General features: G+C 31.3%; 23 protein-coding genes. 1 reads left to right on the plus strand and 22 read right to left on the minus strand.

Annotated elements, in window-relative coordinates:
* The first annotated feature begins 58 nt into the window (after positions 1–58).
* Positions 59–1,330, plus strand: coding sequence for a D-alanyl-D-alanine carboxypeptidase family protein (locus tag C661_RS0106185; protein ID WP_017414446.1), 1,272 nt, complete (start codon positions 59–61; stop codon positions 1,328–1,330).
* A 124-nt stretch (positions 1,331–1,454) separates the two neighbouring features.
* Here C661_RS0106185 and C661_RS0106190 read toward each other — a convergent pair whose 3' ends face one another.
* The 22 genes from C661_RS0106190 to mreD form a co-directional block, all read right to left on the minus strand.
* Complete coding sequence (locus C661_RS0106190; protein ID WP_017414447.1) at positions 1,455–2,351, minus strand: RluA family pseudouridine synthase; 897 nt, start codon at positions 2,349–2,351, stop codon at positions 1,455–1,457.
* 67 nt (positions 2,352–2,418) lie between these two features.
* Positions 2,419–2,802 carry a RidA family protein gene (locus tag C661_RS0106195; RefSeq protein WP_017414448.1) on the minus strand — a complete coding sequence of 128 codons (384 nt, stop codon included), beginning with the start codon at positions 2,800–2,802 and terminating at the stop codon, positions 2,419–2,421.
* A gap of 34 nt (positions 2,803–2,836) precedes the next feature.
* The gene (locus C661_RS0106200) at positions 2,837–4,174 is read right to left on the minus strand and encodes an LCP family protein (protein WP_017414449.1); all 1,338 of its coding nucleotides are present in this window, start codon (positions 4,172–4,174) and stop codon (positions 2,837–2,839) included.
* A gap of 11 nt (positions 4,175–4,185) precedes the next feature.
* Positions 4,186–4,752: a bis(5'-nucleosyl)-tetraphosphatase (symmetrical) YqeK gene (yqeK, locus tag C661_RS0106205; RefSeq protein ID WP_017414450.1), complete on the minus strand. Its 567-nt coding sequence runs from the start codon at positions 4,750–4,752 to the stop codon at positions 4,186–4,188.
* A 13-nt stretch (positions 4,753–4,765) separates the two neighbouring features.
* A complete protein-coding gene (gene nadD, locus C661_RS0106210; RefSeq protein ID WP_017414451.1) occupies positions 4,766–5,365 on the minus strand; it encodes a nicotinate-nucleotide adenylyltransferase in 600 nt (199 codons plus the stop codon).
* A gap of 348 nt (positions 5,366–5,713) precedes the next feature.
* Positions 5,714–6,007, minus strand: coding sequence for a ribosome assembly RNA-binding protein YhbY (yhbY, locus tag C661_RS0106215; RefSeq protein WP_017414452.1), 294 nt, complete (start codon positions 6,005–6,007; stop codon positions 5,714–5,716).
* Positions 6,008–6,016: 9 nt separating this feature from the next.
* Positions 6,017–7,294: a GTPase ObgE gene (obgE, locus tag C661_RS0106220; protein WP_017414453.1), complete on the minus strand. Its 1,278-nt coding sequence runs from the start codon at positions 7,292–7,294 to the stop codon at positions 6,017–6,019.
* A gap of 504 nt (positions 7,295–7,798) precedes the next feature.
* Positions 7,799–8,101 carry a 50S ribosomal protein L27 gene (rpmA, locus tag C661_RS0106225; protein ID WP_017414454.1) on the minus strand — a complete coding sequence of 101 codons (303 nt, stop codon included), beginning with the start codon at positions 8,099–8,101 and terminating at the stop codon, positions 7,799–7,801.
* Positions 8,102–8,105: 4 nt separating this feature from the next.
* On the minus strand, positions 8,106–8,438 hold the full coding sequence (locus C661_RS0106230; protein WP_017414455.1) for a ribosomal-processing cysteine protease Prp: 333 nt from the start codon (positions 8,436–8,438) through the stop codon (positions 8,106–8,108).
* A gap of 2 nt (positions 8,439–8,440) precedes the next feature.
* Complete coding sequence (gene rplU, locus C661_RS0106235) at positions 8,441–8,752, minus strand: 50S ribosomal protein L21 (protein WP_017414456.1); 312 nt, start codon at positions 8,750–8,752, stop codon at positions 8,441–8,443.
* Between the two features lie 282 nt (positions 8,753–9,034).
* Complete coding sequence (locus C661_RS0106240; RefSeq protein ID WP_017414457.1) at positions 9,035–10,492, minus strand: Rne/Rng family ribonuclease; 1,458 nt, start codon at positions 10,490–10,492, stop codon at positions 9,035–9,037.
* Positions 10,493–10,507: 15 nt separating this feature from the next.
* Positions 10,508–11,212: a TIGR03936 family radical SAM-associated protein gene (locus tag C661_RS0106245; RefSeq protein ID WP_017414458.1), complete on the minus strand. Its 705-nt coding sequence runs from the start codon at positions 11,210–11,212 to the stop codon at positions 10,508–10,510.
* A complete protein-coding gene (locus C661_RS0106250) occupies positions 11,190–13,040 on the minus strand; it encodes a TIGR03960 family B12-binding radical SAM protein (protein WP_017414459.1) in 1,851 nt (616 codons plus the stop codon). Before C661_RS0106250 ends, C661_RS0106245 begins: the two co-directional genes overlap by 23 nt.
* 77 nt (positions 13,041–13,117) lie before the next feature.
* Entirely contained in the window at positions 13,118–13,969 is an 852-nt protein-coding gene (locus C661_RS0106255; protein WP_017414460.1) for a M50 family metallopeptidase, read from the minus strand.
* A 53-nt stretch (positions 13,970–14,022) separates the two neighbouring features.
* Positions 14,023–14,829 (minus strand): M23 family metallopeptidase, encoded by an 807-nt coding sequence (locus C661_RS0106260; RefSeq protein ID WP_017414461.1) that lies wholly within the window; start codon positions 14,827–14,829, stop codon positions 14,023–14,025.
* Between the two features lie 163 nt (positions 14,830–14,992).
* Entirely contained in the window at positions 14,993–15,361 is a 369-nt protein-coding gene (gene mgsA, locus C661_RS0106265; protein ID WP_017414462.1) for a methylglyoxal synthase, read from the minus strand.
* Positions 15,362–15,497: 136 nt separating this feature from the next.
* Complete coding sequence (rodA, locus tag C661_RS0106270; RefSeq protein WP_017414463.1) at positions 15,498–16,595, minus strand: rod shape-determining protein RodA; 1,098 nt, start codon at positions 16,593–16,595, stop codon at positions 15,498–15,500.
* Positions 16,596–16,674: 79 nt separating this feature from the next.
* The gene (gene minE / locus C661_RS0106275; protein WP_017414464.1) at positions 16,675–16,941 is read right to left on the minus strand and encodes a cell division topological specificity factor MinE; all 267 of its coding nucleotides are present in this window, start codon (positions 16,939–16,941) and stop codon (positions 16,675–16,677) included.
* Between the two features lie 9 nt (positions 16,942–16,950).
* Positions 16,951–17,754, minus strand: coding sequence for a septum site-determining protein MinD (gene minD / locus C661_RS0106280; RefSeq protein ID WP_017414465.1), 804 nt, complete (start codon positions 17,752–17,754; stop codon positions 16,951–16,953).
* Positions 17,755–17,768: 14 nt separating this feature from the next.
* Positions 17,769–18,401 (minus strand): septum site-determining protein MinC, encoded by a 633-nt coding sequence (minC, locus tag C661_RS0106285; RefSeq protein WP_017414466.1) that lies wholly within the window; start codon positions 18,399–18,401, stop codon positions 17,769–17,771.
* A 263-nt stretch (positions 18,402–18,664) separates the two neighbouring features.
* Positions 18,665–21,640: a penicillin-binding transpeptidase domain-containing protein gene (locus C661_RS0106290; RefSeq protein ID WP_017414467.1), complete on the minus strand. Its 2,976-nt coding sequence runs from the start codon at positions 21,638–21,640 to the stop codon at positions 18,665–18,667.
* A 7-nt stretch (positions 21,641–21,647) separates the two neighbouring features.
* The gene (gene mreD, locus C661_RS0106295) at positions 21,648–22,142 is read right to left on the minus strand and encodes a rod shape-determining protein MreD (RefSeq protein ID WP_017414468.1); all 495 of its coding nucleotides are present in this window, start codon (positions 22,140–22,142) and stop codon (positions 21,648–21,650) included.

Genomic DNA, 22,142 nt, shown 5'->3' on the forward strand with positions numbered 1-22,142 from the left:
TCGAAATACTGAATTTTATTTGATATAATCTATTTATTACTATTTTGGGGAGGATTCTATGAAAAAGATACTTTTAAGCCTTACTTTGGCAGTTTCTATTATGACTTTAAATATAAGCAATGCATTTGCAGCATCTCAGGCACCTTCTGCAAACGCAAATGGTGTAGTTGTTATGGATGCAGTTACCGGTGCCGTAATTTATGGAAACAATGAGGATACAAAATATCCACCTGCATCCCCAACAAAACTGATGACTGTTCTACTAACTTTGGAAAAGTGTAAATTAGATGAAAAAGTTAAGGTTGGAACTATTCCTCCAACTATTGAGGGTTCGAAAATTTACATAGATACTAATGAGGAAATGACAGTAAAAGAAATGCTTTATGCAGTTATTATGGTTTCTGCAAACGATTGTGCAGAAGCTTTAGCTGAACATATTTCAGGTAGCGAAGAAGAGTTTGCAAAACTGATGACTCAGAGAGCTAAAGAACTAGGTTGCAAAAACTCCACTTTTAAAAATCCTCATGGACTATATGATGATGAACATAGAACTACAGCTTATGATTTAGCTACAATTGAAAAGGAATTATTAAAGCATCCTGAGTATTTAGAAATCTCAAAAACTAAGACTTATATGCTTCCAGCAACAAATGTTTACCCTGAACAAAGACCTTTATGGAATGATAATAGATTATTACATAACTATGAGAAGTATTACTATGAATATGCAATTGCTGGCAAGACAGGCTATACTGATGAATCTAGACACTCCTTTGTAGCTTCTGCTACTAAAAACAATAATACATTTATTATTGCTATGCTTTACGATCCAGTAAAAACTTATTTTGCTGATAGTAAAAATTATTTTGAGTGGGCCTTTAATAACTTCCAAACAACTAAATTATTTTCTAAGGGACAAGAAGTTACAAAATATACCTCATCTAATGGAACGGTAATTCCCCTTCTCGCAGGAGAGGATATTTATTATACTAAAGAGCTAACCCTAGAATCTGAACCTGAATTTAAATTTGATGCTAATACCTTAAAAGATAAGTTTTTTCTTAAAGGACAACCTATAGCACAAGGTAATGTAACTTATAATAACCAGTCTTATACTGTGCCTCTAGTTAGTGGTGTAGATTATGAGAAAAAAATACTTCCTGTAGTCGGTGATTTACTAACTACAGAAACTAATACAATTAATTATACTTATTTAGGACTTTTGATCCTTGTAATTGTTCTTTTTTTCTTATTGCTGCTTTTTGCTCTAGTTAGAAATATTAAGAAGAAAAACTCATCAAACCCTAGAAAAAATACTTATAAAAAATAAGTTGAAATTTATTTTTATAAAAAAAGAAGATAATTTTTAATAAAATTATCTTCTTTTTTATTATCTATTCTTTACTATCAATGCACTTGTATTAATTAATATTTCTTTAATAACATATATTTTTTTATTTTATTGCTTCTATCAAACTCTTCATATCCTTAGGTAAATCACTGTGGACTGTAAGTGTTTCACCTGTCCTTGGATGCGGAATAACTAACTTATAAGCATGTAGCGCTTGCCTATTTATTAAACTATTCCCCTCTTCTGTTCCATATAAGGTATCTCCATATATAGGATTTCCTATATGACTCAAGTGTACTCTAATCTGATGAGTTCTCCCAGTTTCCAAGGTTAAATCTATTAAAGAACCTCGATTGTATGTATCAATGGTTTTATAGTGAGTTATACTTTTTTGCCCTTCCTCACAAACAATCCTTTTAATAGTACTTTCATCTGGTCTTCCTATGGGTAAATCTATAGTTCCACTTTTAGGTTGAATTTCTCCCTGTACTACAGCTAAATAAGATTTTATAATCTTATTTTCATCCATAGCCTTTGCTAAATTCATATGTGCAAATTGACTTTTAGCTATCATAATCAACCCAGAGGTATCCATATCTAACCTACTAACTAATCTAACTATGCACTTTTCATTATTTTCCTTAAAGTGATATAATACCCCGTTTGATAAAGTTCCTGTAGGGTGGCTTTTTGTTGGATGAACTACCATAAATGGTCTTTTATTAGCTACCAGTAGGTCAGCATCCTCATATATAATTTCTATATTTAAATCCTCTGGAATGATGTTTTGACTTTCTTCTTTTTCAATTTCAATAGTCACAGTATCCCCACAATGAAGCTTGTGATTTAACTTTACTATGCTTCTATTTACTTTTATTCTTTTTTCCATTCCAGCATTTCTTGTAAATCTACCTGAAAAACTTAAGACTTCAGTCATATAATCTCTTATTTTTACTCCGTCACCCTCCTTGGTAACTTCATAAGTCAAGCTTTTACCCATATAGCACCTCTTAATTTAAAATTAGTTGATTTTAAAAAACCTCCAGAGCCCTGGAGGTTTTTAATTATTATTCTACTATTGCTATAACTTCTATTTCCACTAATGCATCCTTAGGTAATCTTCCTGCTTGCACGCAAGATCTTGCTGGTGGATTAACTGAAAAGTATTTTGCATATACTTCATTCATTGGTACAAAATCATTCATATCTTTTAGAAATACTAATGTCTTAACAACTTTATCTAAAGAAGTACCTGCTTCTTCTAATATAGCCTTTACATTTTCTAAAGCTTGCGCTGTAGCCTTTTGAATATCATCATTGATAAACTCTCCTGTAGCAGAATTTATTGCTAGTTGTCCAGAAGTATATAATAAATTTCCCACCTTTATCGCTTGAGAGTATGGTCCTAATGCTGCTGGAGCTTTAGCTGTGCTTATTACTTGTTTTTCCATTATTATGCCTCCTAAAATTTCAATGTTTTATATTTTATTGTTTAGGTTTTATAAAATCTCTGTCTTCTCCAAGTATAACTTCTACCTCGTAAAGATCATTATACTTAGTTGAATATTCAAGATTTTGTATACCAAACTGCTTTTTAATGTATTCACCGGTTTCTTTATCTAAACCGTATATTACAATTTTAGATTTTGAGTTAATATTAGTATCTCCCAATTCATATCTAGTAAATCCTAACTTATTAATGTACTCACCAAAATCCGATGCTAATCCATCTTTTCCACTACCATTTAGTATCTTAATACGAATTTTATCTGTATCAATATTTCCTTGTACAGAAGTTTTTTCCTTTAAAATAGCATCTATATCTACATTTTTAGTTTTATCAAATATAAAATAGGAAATATCATCAATATACTTATCTTCTCCTCCAATTATATGATATCCTATTTCTTCTCTTTTCGTTTTCGCTACACTCATTGCATATTTAATTATATCGTTAGCATTTAAATCTGTTTCGATGTACTTAGGAAATATTCCTAATATACTTGGAATCTTTGGTATAATTGCCGGACTTTGAACCTTTGCTAAAACAGTATCAAAGAACTTTTGCATATTTCTAATTCTACCCATATCACCTTCTAGGTATCCACTCATATCATTATTTTTTCTCCATCTTATAAAGCCTTCCGCCTTTTTACCATCTAATTTTTGTGGCTGGCTGCTTTTATTTAAATGTATATGAAGATTTTGTGTTGGGTCATCATAATTCATATCTCTTTCAACTACAACTTCTATGCCTCCAAGAGCATCTATAAACTCCCTAAAAGCAACTGTATCTATTTTTACATAATGATCAATTTTAATGCTTAAAAGCTTTTCAACTTCTTTTACTGCTAATGGAATGCCTCCTGATGCATGAGCAGAGTTAATTTTTTTATCCCTACGAGTTGTTTCTATTTTGGTATCTCTTGGAATAGATATTACATCATATTTTTTTGTTTTAGAATTATAATGTACTACCATCATAGTGTCTGTCCTCTTAGGGTCCTTCTTGTTATTCTCATCACCTTCACCTAAGTCTACACCAACTACTAAAATATTGGTTGAGTCACTTATCTCTTCTTGAGGTTCTTCTTTAGAAGCATTGCTATTATTATCTTTTGGCTCATTAATATTTACAGCATTGTTGCTAAAGCTATCTAAATATAAATAAGCCCCCGCTGTAACTAAAACTATAGTGAAAAATAAAACTAAAACTACTATTGGAAACTTTGATTTCTTTTTTCCTTTTTTCTTTTTACTGGCTTTAACATCTTTTTCTTCTTCTTTATTATTTCCCGTTAACCTATTTTCCTTATCCTTCATAAAATCACCTACTATTTTTTATATAAAATAAAGTTTCTAGCTTCAATAGTGTCTATATGCAATAAACTCCCCCTTGAAACTGTATAAGTTATAGTATCATCAAAAGATTTTAACAATACTTTATTTATATCTACGTATGAAAGTCTTCTTAGTTCGCTAATTCCCTTAAAATTTCTTGATGGCTCAATATAATCTGAAATATATATAATCTTCTCAAGAATACTCATATTTTTTCTTCCTGTAGTATGATATCTTATTGAGTTTAAAATATCTTCATCCTGTATCCCAAATATATCTTTACTTATATATGCTCCTACCAGTCCATGTAACAATTGAGGTGCATATAGGTAAATTTCTGATATTTCTTCGCCACTTTCCCTGGCTATAGATATTAACTCCTCTCTTGATAAATTTTTAGCACAATCATGACATAATCCTGCTAGTCTAGCTTTATAAGGATCCTCATTATAATGAAGTGCTAACTTCTCACTGGTTTCCATAACCCCAATACTATGTACAAATCTGGATTCATTTAAATGTTCTTTTATATATTTTTTTATTTGATCTTCCTTCCACATATGATCACAACCTTTATTTGTATATATGGTATCTCTCTATAACCTCTTGTACTCCGCAAGGAAGAAGATAATCTATTTGTCTACTCAGCTTAATCTTTTCCTTTATTACTGTAGATGATATATCTAAAACTGGTATTTCTAAATACATAATTTCTTTTTTATATGTTTTTTCGATATAATTTTTCATTTGGACTATATCTTCATGAGTATATCCTGGTCTAGAAAAAACAGCAAGATTGCAATTCTCTAGAAGAATATCAACATTCCTCCACTTCTTTAAGTCCATCAAGCTATCTACACCAGTTAAAAAGTACCAATCAGTTTGCGACTCCAGATTATTAAAATATTCCATAGTTTTATATGTATAACTAAGATTAGAATTATTTATTTCATAGTCATCGATTTCAAATAATGGTTCTTTGCTAATTGCAGCTTCAACCATTTCATACCTTATTTCTGCTGCTGTTACAACTCTATTTACCTTATGTGGTGGATTACCACTTGGCATAAAAATAACCTTATCTAATTTTAAATTATATAATGCTTCATATGCTATATGCAAGTGCCCCACGTGAATTGGATCAAAGGTGCCGCCAAAGATAGCTTTTCTCATTTCAAAACCTCTTCGTATTATAATACCATATAAATATGGTATTACCAAATTTATAGTATATTTTTTAACACTAGTATTCCTTTATTATAAAACATTACTGTAAAATTTCAATACTTAATTTTAGAGATGATAAAAATCAAACTAGTAAAGCAATGTTTGCCCTACTAGTTTTTTAAATCTTTTTTAAGATGTTGCAGTAAAAGCACTATAAAGTACTCTTCCATTAATCCATTTAGTATACACTAAAAACTATTTAAATATCTAGTATTAATTTATGTTTTTTAAATTTAAACCCTATAACGGCAATTTAAAAATTTAAAAATCTCTTACAAATTATCTAAGATTAAATTACCTAGGTAACTCAATCTTAGGGTTTTTAGAAGACTTTCTGTATAATACTAGTTTACTTCCAATTGCTTGTATTCCATAGCACCCTAATTCTTCACAAATTATATCTGATGCTTCCCTTGATGTAATACCACTATTGTTTAAAGTTTTTATTTTAATAAGCTCTCTAGCCTCTAATGCCTGATCTACCTGCTTTAAAAAATTCTCTTCTATTCCACCTTTTCCCACTTGGAAAATTGGTTCTATATTATTTGCTAATGATCTTAAGTAACTTCTTTGTTTAGTTGTTATCATACTTTCCTCCTATAATAAGAATTCAAATTCAAAGTCATTAAGTCTTACTGTATCGCCATCTTGAATTCCTTTTTCTTTTAACTCATCCATAACTCCTTTATTTCTTAACACTTTATGGAAGTATCTTAAAGAGTCTGGATCATTTACATTTACACTATTTAGTAGTCTGTCTACAAAGCTTCCTGAAACCTCAAAAATTCCTTCTTCTACTTCATTAATTTCAAAAGTAAATCGTTTCTCTTCTGGTATATATCTATCCTCATCCTTAATTTCTAATTCTTGAACAGGAATGGTGCTTAAAAGTTGTGCAGCTTCCTTCATTAACTCTTCTAATCCTTGGTTTGTTGCTGCTGAAATTTTAAATATTCTATTATATCCCATTTCTTCTAGCTGCTTCTTAAAGTTTTCGAAGACTTCTTCATCAAAGAGCATATCCGCCTTATTTGCTGCAATTATTTGAGGTCTATCCCAAAGTTTAACACTGTACTTTTTAAGTTCTTCATTTATCTTGTTAAAATCTTCAATAGGATCTCTTCCTTCAACACCAGATATATCTATTACATGTATAAGAATTCTAGTTCTTTCTATATGTCTTAAGAAATCTAAACCTAAACCAACTCCTTCTGCAGCTCCTTCAATTATTCCTGGTATATCTGCAATTACAAATGGTTGGATTCCTTTTACGGAAACTACCCCAAGGTTTGGTTTTAAGGTTGTAAAATGATAGTTAGCTATCTTTGGCCTAGCTTTAGAAACTACTGATAGTAACGTGGATTTTCCTACATTAGGGAAGCCTAAAAGACCAACGTCAGCTAAAAGCTTCAATTCAAGCTTTATCCATCTTTCTTCTCCTGGCATTCCTGGTTCAGCAAAATCTGGTGCCTGTCTTGTAGGCGTGCAAAATTTAACATTTCCTTTTCCGCCTTTTCCACCTCTACATATTGTATATTTATCTCCAACATGAGATAAATCACACATAATTTTGTCTGTTTCCACATCTCTAATTACTGTTCCCATAGGAATTTTAATTATAAGATCTTCTCCACTCCTACCATAGCACTTAGAACCTTCTCCTTTTCCTCCATTGTCTGCAATAAACTTTTTATTGTAAGCGAAGTCTAAAAGAGTAGTCATGTTGCTATCCGCTTCTAAAATAACACTTCCACCATTTCCTCCATCTCCACCATCTGGTCCTCCTAGTGGTATGTATTTCTCTCTTCTAAAGGATATGGCTCCATTTCCACCATCACCTGATCTTACGTATACTTTGGCTGTATCTATAAACATTTCATCACCCTACCTTATCGTGTTTTTATCAAACATATCATATTTAATATTGGAAACTCCCATTAAATCGCTTACTTTCTAAGAAAAAATTAATGGTTAGTTCTTCTTTGTGTAAAATTAAATATATGAATATAATTTATAGTAATATTATTAACCAAAATAAAAAATTACATCACCATATTTTAAACTATAAGAAATCAAAGTTATAAGTATACTCCACAAGAACTCAGCTTTGTCTGCTTAATACTTTTAAATATGACTAAAATAAAATTTAATCTTAGAATCTTTTACACAACTCTGTGTATAATTGAATTTTATGAGATAACTTAAAAAGTTACTTATAAAAAAGCACCTAGTTAAAGAGCGTACTTTTTTATGCCATAGCCTTAAGCTATAAATATTATCTAACTTAAATTAGATAACTGTTAATTACTTATTTTGATGTTAGTTTAATCAAATGAAATCTATGGTATAAAAAAGCACCCCTTGCAGGGTGCCTTTAAACTATTCAGCTATTGCAACTTCTACATCGATTGGATAAACACTAGCTTTTTTCTTGTCTCTACCCATTCTTTCGAATTTAACAACTCCATCTACCTTAGCAAAAAGAGTGTCATCTCCACCAATTCCTACGTTGTTTCCTGGATGGATTTTTGTTCCTCTTTGTCTAACAAGGATGTTTCCTGCAAGTACAAATTGTCCATCTGCACGTTTAACACCAAGTCTCTTAGACTCACTATCTCTTCCGTTCTTTGAGCTACCTACCCCTTTTTTGTGAGCAAATAACTGAAGGTTCATAATTAGCATAATATTACACCTCCTCTAATTCTACTTTTATATAATCACCATAAGTAAATTCAATACTTTTCAATCCAAGTAACATAGTTTCAAGAAGAACCTGACATCTATCCACATCTTCATTACTTTGATTGTTCAAAGTTAAACTTAGAAATCCATCTTCTATTTTATAGGTTACTTCTATTTTTAATACTTCCAAAATCCCAATTAAGGTAGTTTGAGAAATAGCAGAAATAGCAGCACAAGTTAAATCTACGTCCAAATCCAACTCCCTAGGAGCGGCATGACCATACATATTAAAACCTATAAGCTTATCAGACTTCTTATAAAATTTAACATTAGTCATAATTAAGCTTCAATCTTCTCAATTACGATTTTAGTGAATGGTTGTCTGTGTCCTTGTTTCTTTCTGTAGTCTTTCTTTGGCTTATATTTGAAAACTATAATTTTCTTAGCTTTTCCTTGTGCTACAACTTTAGCAACAACTTTAGCGCCTTCAACTACAGGCTTTCCGATCACTAAACCTTCTTCTTTACCAACTGCTAAAACCTTATCGAATTCTACAGTTGTATCAACCTCAGCTTCAAGTTTTTCAACGAATAAAACGTCTCCCTCTTGAACTCTGTATTGTTTTCCTCCAGTAAGTAATACTGCGTACATTAAATACACCTCCTCAATCCAGTCTCGCCATCTCAGGTACAATTTTATTTACATAAAACTGTTCATAAAAAACCTTATGTGTGCGGTCTACAAAAGCCATTTTAACATATTCATTTATACTTGTAAAGGAATTTATTGCTTTTTTTCTCTAAATATTGTACTCCTTAACTTGTTTAATAACCTAAAAAGGAGTTTTTGTCTTCCAAAATTCTCTTTTAACTTTACAAAATATTATATTCTGCTGAGGATAAGACTGGCTCCTTCTAAAGTATTCTTTAAAAATTAAATTTTAGAAACATCATCGCACTGAAAAATTCTTAGTTTTTCCAAATTTTTTATTTGATTTAAAAATATAAGTGGTTCCACCTTAAAGCCCTCTAAATGAGGAAGAAAACTCACATAAACATTTCTATCTATAGCTTCAATAGAAGTTATAAAACTTATAATATTAGTTTTAATTTCCTTTTCATACATTACATCTAATTCTATAAAGATATCTTTCACATTTTGCTCTGCTTTGATTCTACTAATCTTACTTCTTATAATATTACTTAGGTAGGATAATCTTATTTTATTTCCTCGCCCTCTACAGCTGTTACAAGGTTCTAATATATAATCATATATGGATTTCCCATATCTTTTTCTTGATATTTGAACTAAGTTCAACTCAGTAAAGGGGTACACTGTAGGATTGTTCTTATCTTCTCTGAATCCCTCTTTAAGAACCCTTAATACTTTTTCTCTATCTTTAGCTTCTTTCATATCTATAAAATCTACTAGAATTATTCCCCCAATATTTCTAAGCCTTAACTGCTCTGCTATAGCCTTAGCTGCCTCTAGGTTGGTAGTCACTAATGCATCTTTAAAATGAGCTGTCTTAGTATTTTTAGCTGAGTTTACATCAATAACGTGCATAGCTTCAGTTTTTTCTATTACAATATTGCCTCCATTTGGAAGCATAATTTTACTATTTCTTAAAGCCAGTATTTCAGTTTCCAGTCCATAATAATCAAATAATGTTAAGAACTCTTTATATACTTCTAAGGTACAGTTGCTTATCCCTTTGCTCTCTATGTATTCTCTGCAGTATAAGTAGTCTTCATTATTATTAAAGGTTATTTTTACATTTTCTTGTCCTAAGTAGTTTCTTAAAATTCTACTCAAGGCTCCTTCATCAGTATAAAGTTTACCTAGTTTTGCAGAATATTTAAATCGCTTTGTAATGTCTAGGTAGTTTTTGTATATCCACTGAATTTCACTATTAAGCAGTTCAATATCTACATTTTCTGCTTTAGTTCTAATGACTACACCTATATCTTCAGGTTTAACCAACTTTTCTTTAATCAAAGTTTTAAATTCTTTGTTGTTTATTTTAGGAGAAATACTTACCTGGTTATTGCCATTAGTTAAAACTACATAGGTTCCAGGTAAGGATATTTTGTTAGTCACCTTAGGGCCTTTTTTATCTATTTCCTCTTTTAATATTTCTATTAATACTTCATCACCCTTTTTTAAAGTGTTAGAACTATCCTTCAAATTCATATAACAGTTTTTACTATACCCAATATCTATAAAAGCACTCTTCATTGACGCAACAATGGTTTTTACTGTGCCCTTATAAATTTCTCCAACTTTAGGAGTGTTATCTTCCTCTTCAACATAACACTCCTTTAATATTCCACACTCTCTTATAGCTATTCTTAGTAACTTTTGATTTCTCTCAATAAAAATCTCCTTCACTTAGCTACACTTCCCCTAAAAAAACTTATTAAGAGGAACTAACTTATTATTCTTATAGGCATACATATCTAGTCTTTCAATATCCACAAAGGCTTCCTTATCTATGTATTCTACATGTTCTTTTATATAATCAGCTAAAAGACTTGGTGATAAGTTTTCCCTGCTACCACATGCTATGATTACTTCTAATACTAGTAGACTTTCACTCTCTGTTATTTTTAATTCTTTAACTAGAGGTTTAATATCTACTTCTTTTTCTCCACTCTTAGTCTTTTTCACAATATTCCATTGTGGCGTATTTTTAACTTTTTCTAAAACTTTCATGGTCTCTTTTATGTCGGTAGACTTGAGTCTCATCACATATTCAGCTGCATCAATAATAGCCATAGCCTGAGGTGCCTTTCCCGTCTCACTCTTTTCAACCTTAACCACATCAAGAAACTTAACCCCATTAGGTGCGTTTTCATTTAACTTATCTAGTATAAGCTTTGTATCTACTTCTTCTGTAAAAACTACATCCATGTATTCCCCTTTAGAATAAACACCTACTGAAAGAGGCTGTGCAATGGATATGGTCATGTGAGGATTAAAGCCTTTTGAGTATTCAATTGGAAGACCCGCTCTTCTAATAATCCTTTGTATAGTTCTCATTAAATCTAGGTGAGATATGAACTTTATCTCACTAGCTTTAGTATATTTAACTAAATAACGCACCTTCAAAGCACTTCCCTTCTTTAAAGTTTTTATTTATTCCACAATTTGTACAGTTTCCTCTACAATCTGGAGTAACTACAGCATTTTTAGCTCTTTCATTTTCATCAATTAAGAACTGCTTATTTACGCCAATATCTATAAAGTCCCAAGGAAGTATTTCTTCGTAGGTTCTTTCTCTGTACGCATAGAAATCTCCATCCACATTACACTCTTTTAGAGCTTCCTGCCATAATTCAAAATTAAAGTACTCTGCCCAACCATCAAAACGAGCTCCCTTTTCAAAAGCTTTAATTAGTACATCACAAAGTCTTCTATCCCCTCTTGCAAATATAGCTTCCATATAGCTTAGTGGAGATTCATGCCAATTGTATACTATAGCCCTACTTTTTATAGAATTTCTTAGGCTATATATTTTTTCTTTAACATCAGGCATTTTATCCATTGGTGCCCATTGGAAAGGTGTGAATGGCTTTGGAACAAAGATTGAAGTACTTACCGTTACTCTAAGGCCTCTTTGTCTCACATTTTTAGGTACCATAAAGTATTGGTCCACAACCTTCTCAGCAAGTTCACCAATGCCTAGTACATCCTCCATAGTTTCATAAGGAAGTCCTATCATGAAGTAAAGCTTAAGAGTAGACCAACCAGCTTCAAAGGCACTTTTGCTTGACTTAAGCATATCTTCCTCTGTAACCCCTTTATTTATAATATCTCTCATTCTTTGACTTCCTGCTTCAGGTGCAAAAGTTAGTCCTGTTTTTCTTACCTTTTGGATTTCTTTAATTAAATCAACTGAGAAAGAGTCAATTCTTATTGAAGGTAAGGATACTCCAACCTTCTCCCCCTCATATTTTTCAACTAAGGAAAAAATAAGATTTTGTATATCTGAATAGTCACAAATACTTAAGGAAGATAAAGATACCTCTTCGTATCCAGTTTTGCTTATTAAACTTTCTACTTGGCTTAAAAGTTTGTCTGTTTTCTTTTCCCTAACCGGTCTGTATATCATACCCGCTTGACAGAATCTACAGCCTCTTGTGCATCCTCTAAAGGTTTCAAGCACAACTCTATCATGAACTATTTCTGTATATGGAACTATTAATTTTTCTGGAAATATATTTTCATTAAAGTTATTTATTATTCTCTTTTTAACCTTAGCTGGCACATCTTGAAATTTAGGTTTAAATTCTTTTATTGTGCCATCTTCTTTATAAGTAACCTCATATAAACTCGGTACATAAACCCCTTGTATTTTTGCAATGGCTCTTAAGAATTCTGCTTTAGGTTTACCTTTTAACTCCTTGTATTTATCAAGAATTTCATGGATAACTTCTTCTGCTTCTCCAATTACCACTATATCAGCAATATCATATAGTGGCTCTGGGTTGTAACCACAAGGACCTCCAAGCATTACTATAGGCTCTTCCTCTCCTCTTTGAGAGGCTCTAAGTGGAACCCCTGACATATCTAGCATGTTTAATATGTTTGTATAGCTCATTTCATATTGAAGGGTAAATCCTAAGAAATCAAAGTCCTTTAGTGAATCTTTACTTTCAAGTGTATACAATGGAGTATTATTTTCTCTTAAAAGTTTTTCCATATCTGGCCATGGTGCAAAGCTTCTTTCACAGAAGGTATCTTCTCTTTCATTTAGAGTGTAATATAATATTTTAGTTCCAAGATGAGACATACCTACTTCATACACATCTGGAAAGCAAAACGCATATCTTATATCTACTTTTTCTTTATCTTTACTATAAGAGTTAAATTCACCACCAATATATCTAGCTGGTTTTTCAACTTTATAAAGAATATCATCGGAAATTTTGTTCATTCAAATTCCTCCTTAAGTTAATTCAATTACTTATTTTATCACATAGAGAACCAAATACAAGCCTTTTATGCCTAAGATTACCTGGACTCTCTCTCATTGACCAATTCTTCTAGGGTTATATTACCTAGAAATTTTATGGCATTTAAAACTTCTTCTTCATATAGTATATCCATTACATTCATATCTTCATCAAGGATAGTAAAAACATTATACTTATTTTTATCTACTAGCTCTAAAACCTTTAATAATGATAACTTATAGTATACAGAAACACTTTTGTTTTCTATATATCCACGCTTGGTAAGCTTTTCCTTTTTTTTAATAATATAGCCCATAATTATATATGCTATCCTCCTTTTTTCCCTATAAGAAATAACTAAAATAAAAATAGCTATCAAGAGTAAGTTTAAATTAGGTATACCCATGAACAAAGATGTAAAGAAACCAAGAAGAAAAATATACCCTATGCCTATACTTATCCTTAACGCTATTTCGTTTGCCTTTTTATATATTAATCTAGTAGCAAATATATCCTTTAGAATTCTTCCCCCATCCAGTGGGTATGCAGGAATTAAATTAAATACTGCTAAAACTAAGTTGTAATTAATTATCTGAACTAAGAGGTTACTATTATAAAAATAATTTATTATACCGCCTATTAACGCAATACAAAAATTGCCTAGTGGTCCACTTATGGATATTATTAAGTCTTCCTTAGGTGTAGCTTCTTCTAAGTCTCGTAATTTAAGTACTGCTCCTATAGGTAAAATCTCCACTGAAAATCCTGAAAATCCTAGAACTCGTGCTGTAACTAGATGTATAATCTCGTGAATTAAAATTATAATAAACCCTACTATCATTTCTGACTTAAATCCAATAACTAAGATAAGGGCTATATAAGGTATTAAGTATTTACTAATTCTAAGCAATTATTTCCTCCTAATTTAGTACTGTATAGTAAATAACTTCACTGCCATAATTGTTACACTTCAAAATAATCCATAACATTTTGTCTCTCACCCATGTATAATAATTCAAAATAGAAGGTTTCAAAGTTTGGAACTTGGGGTTTTATCATTCCAATAGTATCTCCCTTACTAACTTCTTCCCCTACCTTAACAGTTATTTCACTGAGATTATTATACTTTGTTTCTATACCTTTTCCGTGATCGATAGTAATGTAATTTCCTAAAGAATCGTCCTTACCTATTTTCTTTATCTTCCCATTCTGACATGAATTAATTGTGCTTTCCTTGTCTAACTTCACCCACATCATGTTGTCCTTATTAATTCCCTTAGCTAAAAGAGAAGTCTCATTATTAGTCTTCATATTACTCATAGTTACTGGCAGTGCGTAATCATTTTTAACCTCATCCTGTAATGTTAGCCCACCAGTTATTGAGCTCTTTATTTTTTCAATTAACATAATACTTTTTCCTTCAATTTCTCCTAGGTTAAATCCTTTGATCTTGTCTAAAATCAAAGCATAATTGTAATTTTCACTTATGATTTTCTTACTCACATCATAAAATTGTTTAGTATAGGAGTTTTCAAAAGCTTTGCACCCTAAAAAAACAATCATAAAAACTAATACCACTCCTAACTGCATGATAAACTTATTAGTAAAATTTTTAAAATACCCTGTTGAGCCCACTTGCTTGTAATTTCCACCACTATATTTATATGAGGATGTATTGCTTGGACCTGTTTTTCTCTTCATAAGTTGTTTTGAACCCTTCTTCCCTACAGATGCATAGTATCTTTGATAATAATCATTATAGTTACCCATGTTTTTCACCTACATTAATTAGATTTTCATTAATAAATATATTACATAGGATGAGATTTATGATTGAAACCTATAAAAACTTAAAAAAATAAGCTAGCAAGAACAATTATTCTTACTAGCTTATTTTTATTAGTAACCTATGTATAGAGTATTAAAAAAGTTCTTATCTACTTTTTAATGCTTTCATTAAAACTTCTGCAGTACCTAAATTAGTAGCTAGAGGTATGCAGTGAACATCACAGAGTCTTATTAATGCTGTGACATCTGGCTCATGTGGTTGTGCAGTTAGAGGATCTCTTAAGAATACTATAAGATCCATTTCTCCCTGCGCAAGCCTCGCTCCAATTTGTTGGTCACCACCTAATGGACCTGATAAAAATCTACTTACAGTTAAACCTACAAATTCACTGATAAGTTTTCCAGTAGTACCTGTAGCATATAATTCATGCTCCACTAAAACATCTCTATATCTTTTAGCAAAGTCAATCATATCATCCTTCTTTTTGTCATGAGCAATTAATGCTATTCTCATAATAATCCTCCTTAAATAATAAAAAACTTCGTTTAGTTCAATGGATTTGAAAGGAGCCTTAACTCCCTCCAGTATTTATTTTCTAGAAAATACCCCTGCCTAAAGAGGACAGCAGTATTACCCTACTAAAATATCATTAAAAGTTAATCTTATTTCTTCTCATTCCTACATTTAATGCCAGAGCTAAGGAAATAAAGTTAGTAAGCATAGAACTTCCTCCATAACTTACAAAAGGTAGTGTAATCCCTGTAATTGGCATTATTCCAATGGTCATTCCCATGTTTTGAATAATAGAAAATAACAAAGATGCTGCAACACCAGTACATATAATACTTCCACTTAAATCCTTAGAAGTTTTTGCAATACTTATAAGTTTATAAAGCAATATTCCATAAAGTGTCAAAAGAATTATTGCACCAATAAATCCCCACTCTTCATTTATAACTGCAAAAATAAAATCAGTATGATTTTCTGGAATAAATTTATACTGTCTTCCATTAGAATAACCTAATCCAAAAATCCCTCCAGAACCAATAGCAATTCTTGATTGTAGCAACTGAAAACCGTAGGTTAACTCAAATTTTTCTGGAGTCATAAAGGATAGTAATCTACCCTTCCAATACGGTGGCATAAGGGGAGAATTCCAAAGACCCACTATGACAACAAAAACTGCTGATAGTCCCCCCATAATTATTTTCCAATCAAGATTAGCTACAATTACAATTCCTAGTACGATAAAAAAGGATACCATAGTTAATCCCATATCCGGTTGTATTACAATTAAAATCATTGGTATGGCTGCATACATCAATACCTTAGCAAGATTTTTAATATTATTAATATTACCTTCCATATCTTGAATTATCTTAGCAAGCATTAATATCATAGCTATTTTAGCAAATTCTCCTGGTTGTATAGCCCTTTTACCTATTTGAATCCAAGCACTTGCACCATTAACAGATTTACTAAAAATATCATTAAATAGCAATAATCCTACTGCAAACCAATAAATTATTGGGGCATAATTCAATATCTGAATGTAATCTACATAGATAATAAAGTAAGTTGCAACAAGGCCTATAATAAGCCAGAAAAACTGAAGCCTTGCATAACTGAAGCCCCCCGAGCTGTATATGTTAACTATGCTAAATAATACTATGGCACATATTATGCCAATGATACTGAAATCTATATGCTTAATTAATTTATCATTTATCTTAAAATATTTTATCATCTCAATCCCTCCAACATAAGTATGATTATATCACAATAAGAAAAAAAATAAAGCTATGTTTACCCATAGCTTTACCATTTTATCTTCCTTTTACTTTTTTTATTGGAATACTGGCAATTAATGCAGGAGAATGACCTTCCATTTCCTCTGCTCTTGTTAGTCTAACTTCAACTTCCCCATCATCTATTTCTGCATAATTGGAAATAACTTTTAACAAGTCTCCCTTAATCATCTCTAAAAAATCAGGTGAAAAGTCTGCTCTGTCATGTATAAGTATTAATTTTAATCTATCCGTTGCAATGTCCTTAGATGCTATTTTATTTGAAAAAAGCTTAAAAATATCCATGATAACCTCCTATTTTCCCCCAAATAATTTTTTAATAGCCGCAAAAAAACCATTCTGTGAATTTGTTGTATCTAAGTTAAGAAATGGTACCTCTTCACCTACTATTCTTTTAGCAATATTCTTAAATGCCTGTCCAGCTAATGCACTAGTATCTAATACAATTGGCTCTCCTCTATTAGTAGATACAGTTACTTTTCTATCATCAGGGACTACACCTATAACTTTAATTGCTAAGCATTCTCTAATATCTTCTATGTTAAGCATATCACCATTTTTCGTCATTTCAAAATTAATTCTATTTACAATTAACTCTTGCCTATCTACTCCCTTGGCATCCAATTTTCCAATTACTCTATCTGCATCCCTCACTGATGTTATTTCTGGGTTAACTACAACTATAGACCAGTCAGCTCCAATTACAGCGTTTTCAAAGCCTTGCTCTATCCCCGCAGGACAGTCAATAATTACATAATCAAAGTCACTTTTCAGTTCATTTACTATCTTTAACATACCATTAATATCTACATCATTTTTATCTCTTGTTTGAGCTGTTGGTAATAAGAATAAGTTATTAAACCTCTTATCCTTAATTAGTGCTTGTTTTAATCTACATCTTCCTTCTATTACATCTAAAAGAGTAAATACCACTCTATTCTCTAGTCCCATGAGTACGTCTAAATTTCTTAATCCTGTATCTCCATCTATAACAACTACCTTCTTATCCATTGCTGCAAGCGCAGTTCCAATATTTGCAGTAGTAGTAGTTTTTCCAACTCCACCTTTTCCAGATGTTATAACTATAGCTTCTCCCATTTAATACTCCTCCATTAAATATATTTATTAACTAAATAAGGTTCAACAATTATATTTCCATTCTTAATTCTTGCAAGTTCAGGATATTGCGGTCTAGTATTATCCTCAGGCGATCTTGTTATTATGTTAGCTATTTGAAGAATCTGAGGTTGTAAAGAAAAACCTGCAACGAAAGCCTTTTCATTACCATTACTCCCTGCATGAATAGCACCCTTAATACTTCCTAAAACAATAATATTTCCTGCGGCATAAACTTCTGCACCAGGATTTATATCTCCTATTACAACTAAATTCCCTGAGTACTCGTATCTCTGTCCACTTCTAATAGTCTTCCTTACAAATTTTGTTCTACCTTCGCTTACTCCATTGAAAAATTTATTTATTCTCTCTCCAGAATCTTGATATATGCAATCTTTTATTCCAAAATCATCAAAAAGAATTTCCTTAATCCTAATCTGATCTCGTTCATCAATTTGCTTCATATCCGTAGTAATATTTAGAGTAGCTCCTTTATAAAACCTTTTTGCAGGAGACAACTTTTTTACAAGAGCATTAATTACTTCCTCAGTATTCTTAAATCTATTAGCATCAATTACTATATTTAAACCTTCCTTATTTCCTTTAAACACTATTTTATTATCTTGCATATGTAACCTCCACATACTGAGATACTTTTACTATTTCAACGCACGTTATTAAAATCCTTCTAATTATTACAGAAAAATCAATATTATTTAAAAATATCATACTATTACTATAATTCTCGTAGTAAATCATTAAATAATTAGCTTTTTTTCTAATTACACTGAATTAATTTTTATAGAGTAATTTTCTTTTTATGGAAATAGAAAAATAACAAGTTTAATTATTCTAAGTAGAAAATTAAACTTGTTATTAAAAGTGTGTTACTCTAGTTTCCCCGGGAATTGTTTGTTGTGTTGTTTGCTGGATTATTTGAAGTATTATTTGGTGTATTACCTGTAGTGTTATTTGTTGTGCTTTCACCGTTTGTACTTTCACCTTTTTTGCTTTGATCTATTACATTTCCAGCATTATCAACTGTTTCATCCCTGTTGTACATAAACTTATAGGCAGGATTTTGTGCTTTTATTTTATCTCTAAAATATTCTTCAAATACGGCTCTTGCTACTGGTGCTCCGTATCCTCCACTGCCTCCATCGAAAATTACAACACAAGTAACAATCTCTGGATTATCATAAGGAGCAAATCCTAAATAGGTTCCATAAGCAGTTCTATCAATAGCTTCTTCAACTACAACATTTACGTTGGCAGAACCAGTCTTACCTCCATTTTCTATTGGAAATCCTCTGAAAGCATTTACAGCAGTACCATTATCTCCCGATGTAACGTCTTTCATACCTTTTTTAATAGTAGCAAGATATTTCTCTTCTATATCCACATGCTCCATAAGTTTAGGTTTAAACTCTGTAGTTTCTCCAGTAACAGGGTCTATTACCTTATTAACGAGCTGCAACTCATATCTATTGCCACCATTTACTAGAGTTGCCATATAACTTGCCAACTGAAGGGGGGTAAAGAAATTCATTCCTTGCCCTATGGATGCATTATAAGCATTTGCTGCAGAGCTAATAAATGTTCTTGCATCATTAGTGGAGAAAATTATGGCTAATATTATTCCCTCTATATCATCTTTTGTATACCCTATTGCCTTAGCTTGTGGTGAAGCATTTATAACCTCTTTAATTAGTGGCTCCATAATTTGCCCAATTTCTTTGTCGCTACTTTTGTTTTCCTTAGTCATTTCGGCTTTAATTGCTTCGATTAAATTGTTTTTTTTCTCATTTATTTTTTTAATTTCTGCAATTTCTTTAGGTGTTCCATATTCCTTTTCCTTAACTATATTAAAAGGCTTGTATTGATTTGATTGTGCATTTAATGAGTTGGAACCCTTATTTAAAAAATCTACCAATTGATTTATATAAACACTTGATTGACTTCTTTTACTTGACTCATAGTTGTAAACTTGCCCAAAGTTTTCTGCAATTTCAATACCTGTAGTTGGCTCTAAACCACTATTAGGTGGCACTCCTAAACCAAATTTCCATGCATATTTAGCAATCATATCTAATGCTGCAGGATTTTCGCCATACTTATCATATAACCTATCTGCTACCTCATAGAAATAGTAATTGCAGGAAACCTCTAAGGCTTTGGCTACATCTATAGCTCCGTGTGAACCATGGCTCTGATTAAATTTCCAACAAGCTCCTTTATAATCCTTATACCTTTTATTATAATAGCCATTATCTAATATTTTTTCACTTGGAGTTATTACTTCCTCTGTGAGCCCAGCTAAGGCGGTAACAGGTTTAAAAATTGATCCTGGTGGAATTAGCGATAGAGAAGCATAGTTATAAAATGGCTTTGGAAATATATCATAAATGTCTTGTCTTATGGTAGTATTTCCTTCAATGGAAGTATCTATAGGAAACATTCTATCTAAGAGTATCTTAGCTCTCTCAGCTGCTGGAAGTCCCATTTCCTTATCTACTAATACTCCCTTTTTATTTATAAGCCCCTTTTTCGCAATGTATTCCTTACCCATTTGTTCTAAATTAGGATTAAAATACTTTTCGGATAGCTCAGGAGTTAAAAGTCCTGGCACAGTAAAGGTATTAGGATCATAACCTGGTCTGCTTACAAGTGCTAAAACTTGACCAGTTTTTGCATTTAATACAACAGCCGCACCTCTAGTAGCATTACTTACATTACTTGTTCCCATAGTACCTTTTTTTTGCATATCCTTCATGGTATCATCCAAGGCATCTTCTGCTGCTTTTTGTATATTTTTATCTATATTTAACTGAACAGTTTTTCCTGGATAAGAATCTGCTTCTACAATAGTTTTTACTTTCCTTCCGGATTTGTTTACTTCTATAATCTCCTGTCCCTTAGTTCCCTTAAGGTAAGGTTCAAGAGCTGCCTCTAATCCTGACTTACCAACATTGTCAGTACTTATATCATAACCTTTTTCTTCAAATTTCTCCTTTTCCCAAGGATTGATTTTAGAAATATATCCTAAAAACGCTGAACCTAATTCTTTATTTGGATAAGTTCTCATAGGTTGTGTTTCAACAGCTATCCCTGGAAGACTAGCTTTACGCTGTTCAAATTCAAAGGCTGCTTCTTGGCTAAGGTCATTAGCAATAATTACAGGTTTGTAACCTGAAAAACTTTGCATTTTTATGCTATCTTTAACTATCATATATTTTCTTTGTTCTTGAAGTGCATAGCTTTTATCTATTTTATATTCTTCTAATAGCTTATCAAAAACCTGTTGAGCTGAAACTTTTAAAAGTTCCTCATCTATAAATTGTTGTTCTTCTTTAGTTAATTCTTCTTTTTTCTTATCTTCAAAATGTTTTCCAATTAGATCATCCTCAATGCCTCTATCCTTTTTGAATCTAATTTCCATCCATCTTTTGCTTTCTTCATCAGTAGCTTTAAACTTAAAAACTAAATTATTATTTTCAATTACAATTGGAAATTCATCAACCATGTAAATTTTATTGTTATCAAGAATTTTAAAAACCTCAGCCATGGTTTCAAAAAACTTATCTTTACTCTCTTCAGTTTGCGTAAACGTCAAAGAGTAGCTCTGTTTACTTGTGGCTAGCACTTCCCCCTTAGCATCAATTATGTCTCCTCTTGCTGCAACTTTAGGAACGCTTTTGCTAGCTTTTTTATTAGCTTCTTCTCTATATTCTTCTACCATGATTACTTGTAGGTAAAGCAATCTACCAATTATAGTGGTAAAAATCAGGCTCATGGCAATAAAAAATATATTAAACCTAGAAAATTTAGTTTTATTCTTTTTATTATTTCCAACTTTTTTATTCACCATATTATCTCTAGAATCTCCACTCTTTCTTTATAATTTTTGTTTCACTAAGCTTAAAAACAAGTCTATACAAGAACACCGATACTATCATATCATATAAAGCCTTATATAGGACTATTGTTATACCAGTAGTTTTAATCCTTAGCAAAAATAAAATTCCTATCACAAATAGCCCTTTTAAGAAACTTAAAAAGAAAGTTGAAACTATTGGCACAATTGATTTATCTTTAAATATACTCTTTCCAATTTCTGCGGCTATCAAACAAATAATCATATTACCGAGCATGTTTATTCCCATCCCACTAGAAAAGTATAAATCTTGAAAGGCTCCTGCTACAATTCCTACCACAATTCCTTCTATGGGACCATTTATAATAGCATAGGCAATCACAAATACAAGCAAAGTACTTGGGTAAATATATCTTATGGAAAGAAAAGTTATTACTGTATTATCTAAAACCGCTAATAGTAAAATTATTAGAAATAAATATATTACTTTTTTCAT

Source organism: Clostridium tunisiense TJ (genome assembly GCF_000300195.1).
Lineage (GTDB): Bacteria > Bacillota > Clostridia > Clostridiales > Clostridiaceae > Clostridium_J > Clostridium_J tunisiense.

What these genes read in the sequence shown, in the direction of transcription:
- C661_RS0106185 (WP_017414446.1), top strand. Translation starts at nt 59, where the DNA reads ATGAAAAAGATACTTTTAAGCCTTACTTTGGCAGTTTCTATTATGACT.
- C661_RS0106190 (WP_017414447.1), bottom strand. Translation starts at nt 2,351, where the DNA reads ATGGGTAAAAGCTTGACTTATGAAGTTACCAAGGAGGGTGACGGAGTA.
- C661_RS0106195 (WP_017414448.1), bottom strand. Translation starts at nt 2,802, where the DNA reads ATGGAAAAACAAGTAATAAGCACAGCTAAAGCTCCAGCAGCATTAGGA.
- C661_RS0106200 (WP_017414449.1), bottom strand. Translation starts at nt 4,174, where the DNA reads ATGAAGGATAAGGAAAATAGGTTAACGGGAAATAATAAAGAAGAAGAA.
- yqeK (WP_017414450.1), bottom strand. Translation starts at nt 4,752, where the DNA reads ATGTGGAAGGAAGATCAAATAAAAAAATATATAAAAGAACATTTAAAT.
- nadD (WP_017414451.1), bottom strand. Translation starts at nt 5,365, where the DNA reads ATGAGAAAAGCTATCTTTGGCGGCACCTTTGATCCAATTCACGTGGGG.
- yhbY (WP_017414452.1), bottom strand. Translation starts at nt 6,007, where the DNA reads ATGATAACAACTAAACAAAGAAGTTACTTAAGATCATTAGCAAATAAT.
- obgE (WP_017414453.1), bottom strand. Translation starts at nt 7,294, where the DNA reads ATGTTTATAGATACAGCCAAAGTATACGTAAGATCAGGTGATGGTGGA.
- rpmA (WP_017414454.1), bottom strand. Translation starts at nt 8,101, where the DNA reads ATGCTAATTATGAACCTTCAGTTATTTGCTCACAAAAAAGGGGTAGGT.
- C661_RS0106230 (WP_017414455.1), bottom strand. Translation starts at nt 8,438, where the DNA reads ATGACTAATGTTAAATTTTATAAGAAGTCTGATAAGCTTATAGGTTTT.
- rplU (WP_017414456.1), bottom strand. Translation starts at nt 8,752, where the DNA reads ATGTACGCAGTATTACTTACTGGAGGAAAACAATACAGAGTTCAAGAG.
- C661_RS0106250 (WP_017414459.1), bottom strand. Translation starts at nt 13,040, where the DNA reads ATGAACAAAATTTCCGATGATATTCTTTATAAAGTTGAAAAACCAGCT.
- C661_RS0106260 (WP_017414461.1), bottom strand. Translation starts at nt 14,829, where the DNA reads ATGGGTAACTATAATGATTATTATCAAAGATACTATGCATCTGTAGGG.
- mgsA (WP_017414462.1), bottom strand. Translation starts at nt 15,361, where the DNA reads ATGAGAATAGCATTAATTGCTCATGACAAAAAGAAGGATGATATGATT.
- rodA (WP_017414463.1), bottom strand. Translation starts at nt 16,595, where the DNA reads ATGATAAAATATTTTAAGATAAATGATAAATTAATTAAGCATATAGAT.
- minE (WP_017414464.1), bottom strand. Translation starts at nt 16,941, where the DNA reads ATGGATATTTTTAAGCTTTTTTCAAATAAAATAGCATCTAAGGACATT.
- minD (WP_017414465.1), bottom strand. Translation starts at nt 17,754, where the DNA reads ATGGGAGAAGCTATAGTTATAACATCTGGAAAAGGTGGAGTTGGAAAA.
- minC (WP_017414466.1), bottom strand. Translation starts at nt 18,401, where the DNA reads ATGCAAGATAATAAAATAGTGTTTAAAGGAAATAAGGAAGGTTTAAAT.
- C661_RS0106290 (WP_017414467.1), bottom strand. Translation starts at nt 21,640, where the DNA reads ATGGTGAATAAAAAAGTTGGAAATAATAAAAAGAATAAAACTAAATTT.
- mreD (WP_017414468.1), bottom strand. Translation starts at nt 22,142, where the DNA reads ATGAAAAAAGTAATATATTTATTTCTAATAATTTTACTATTAGCGGTT.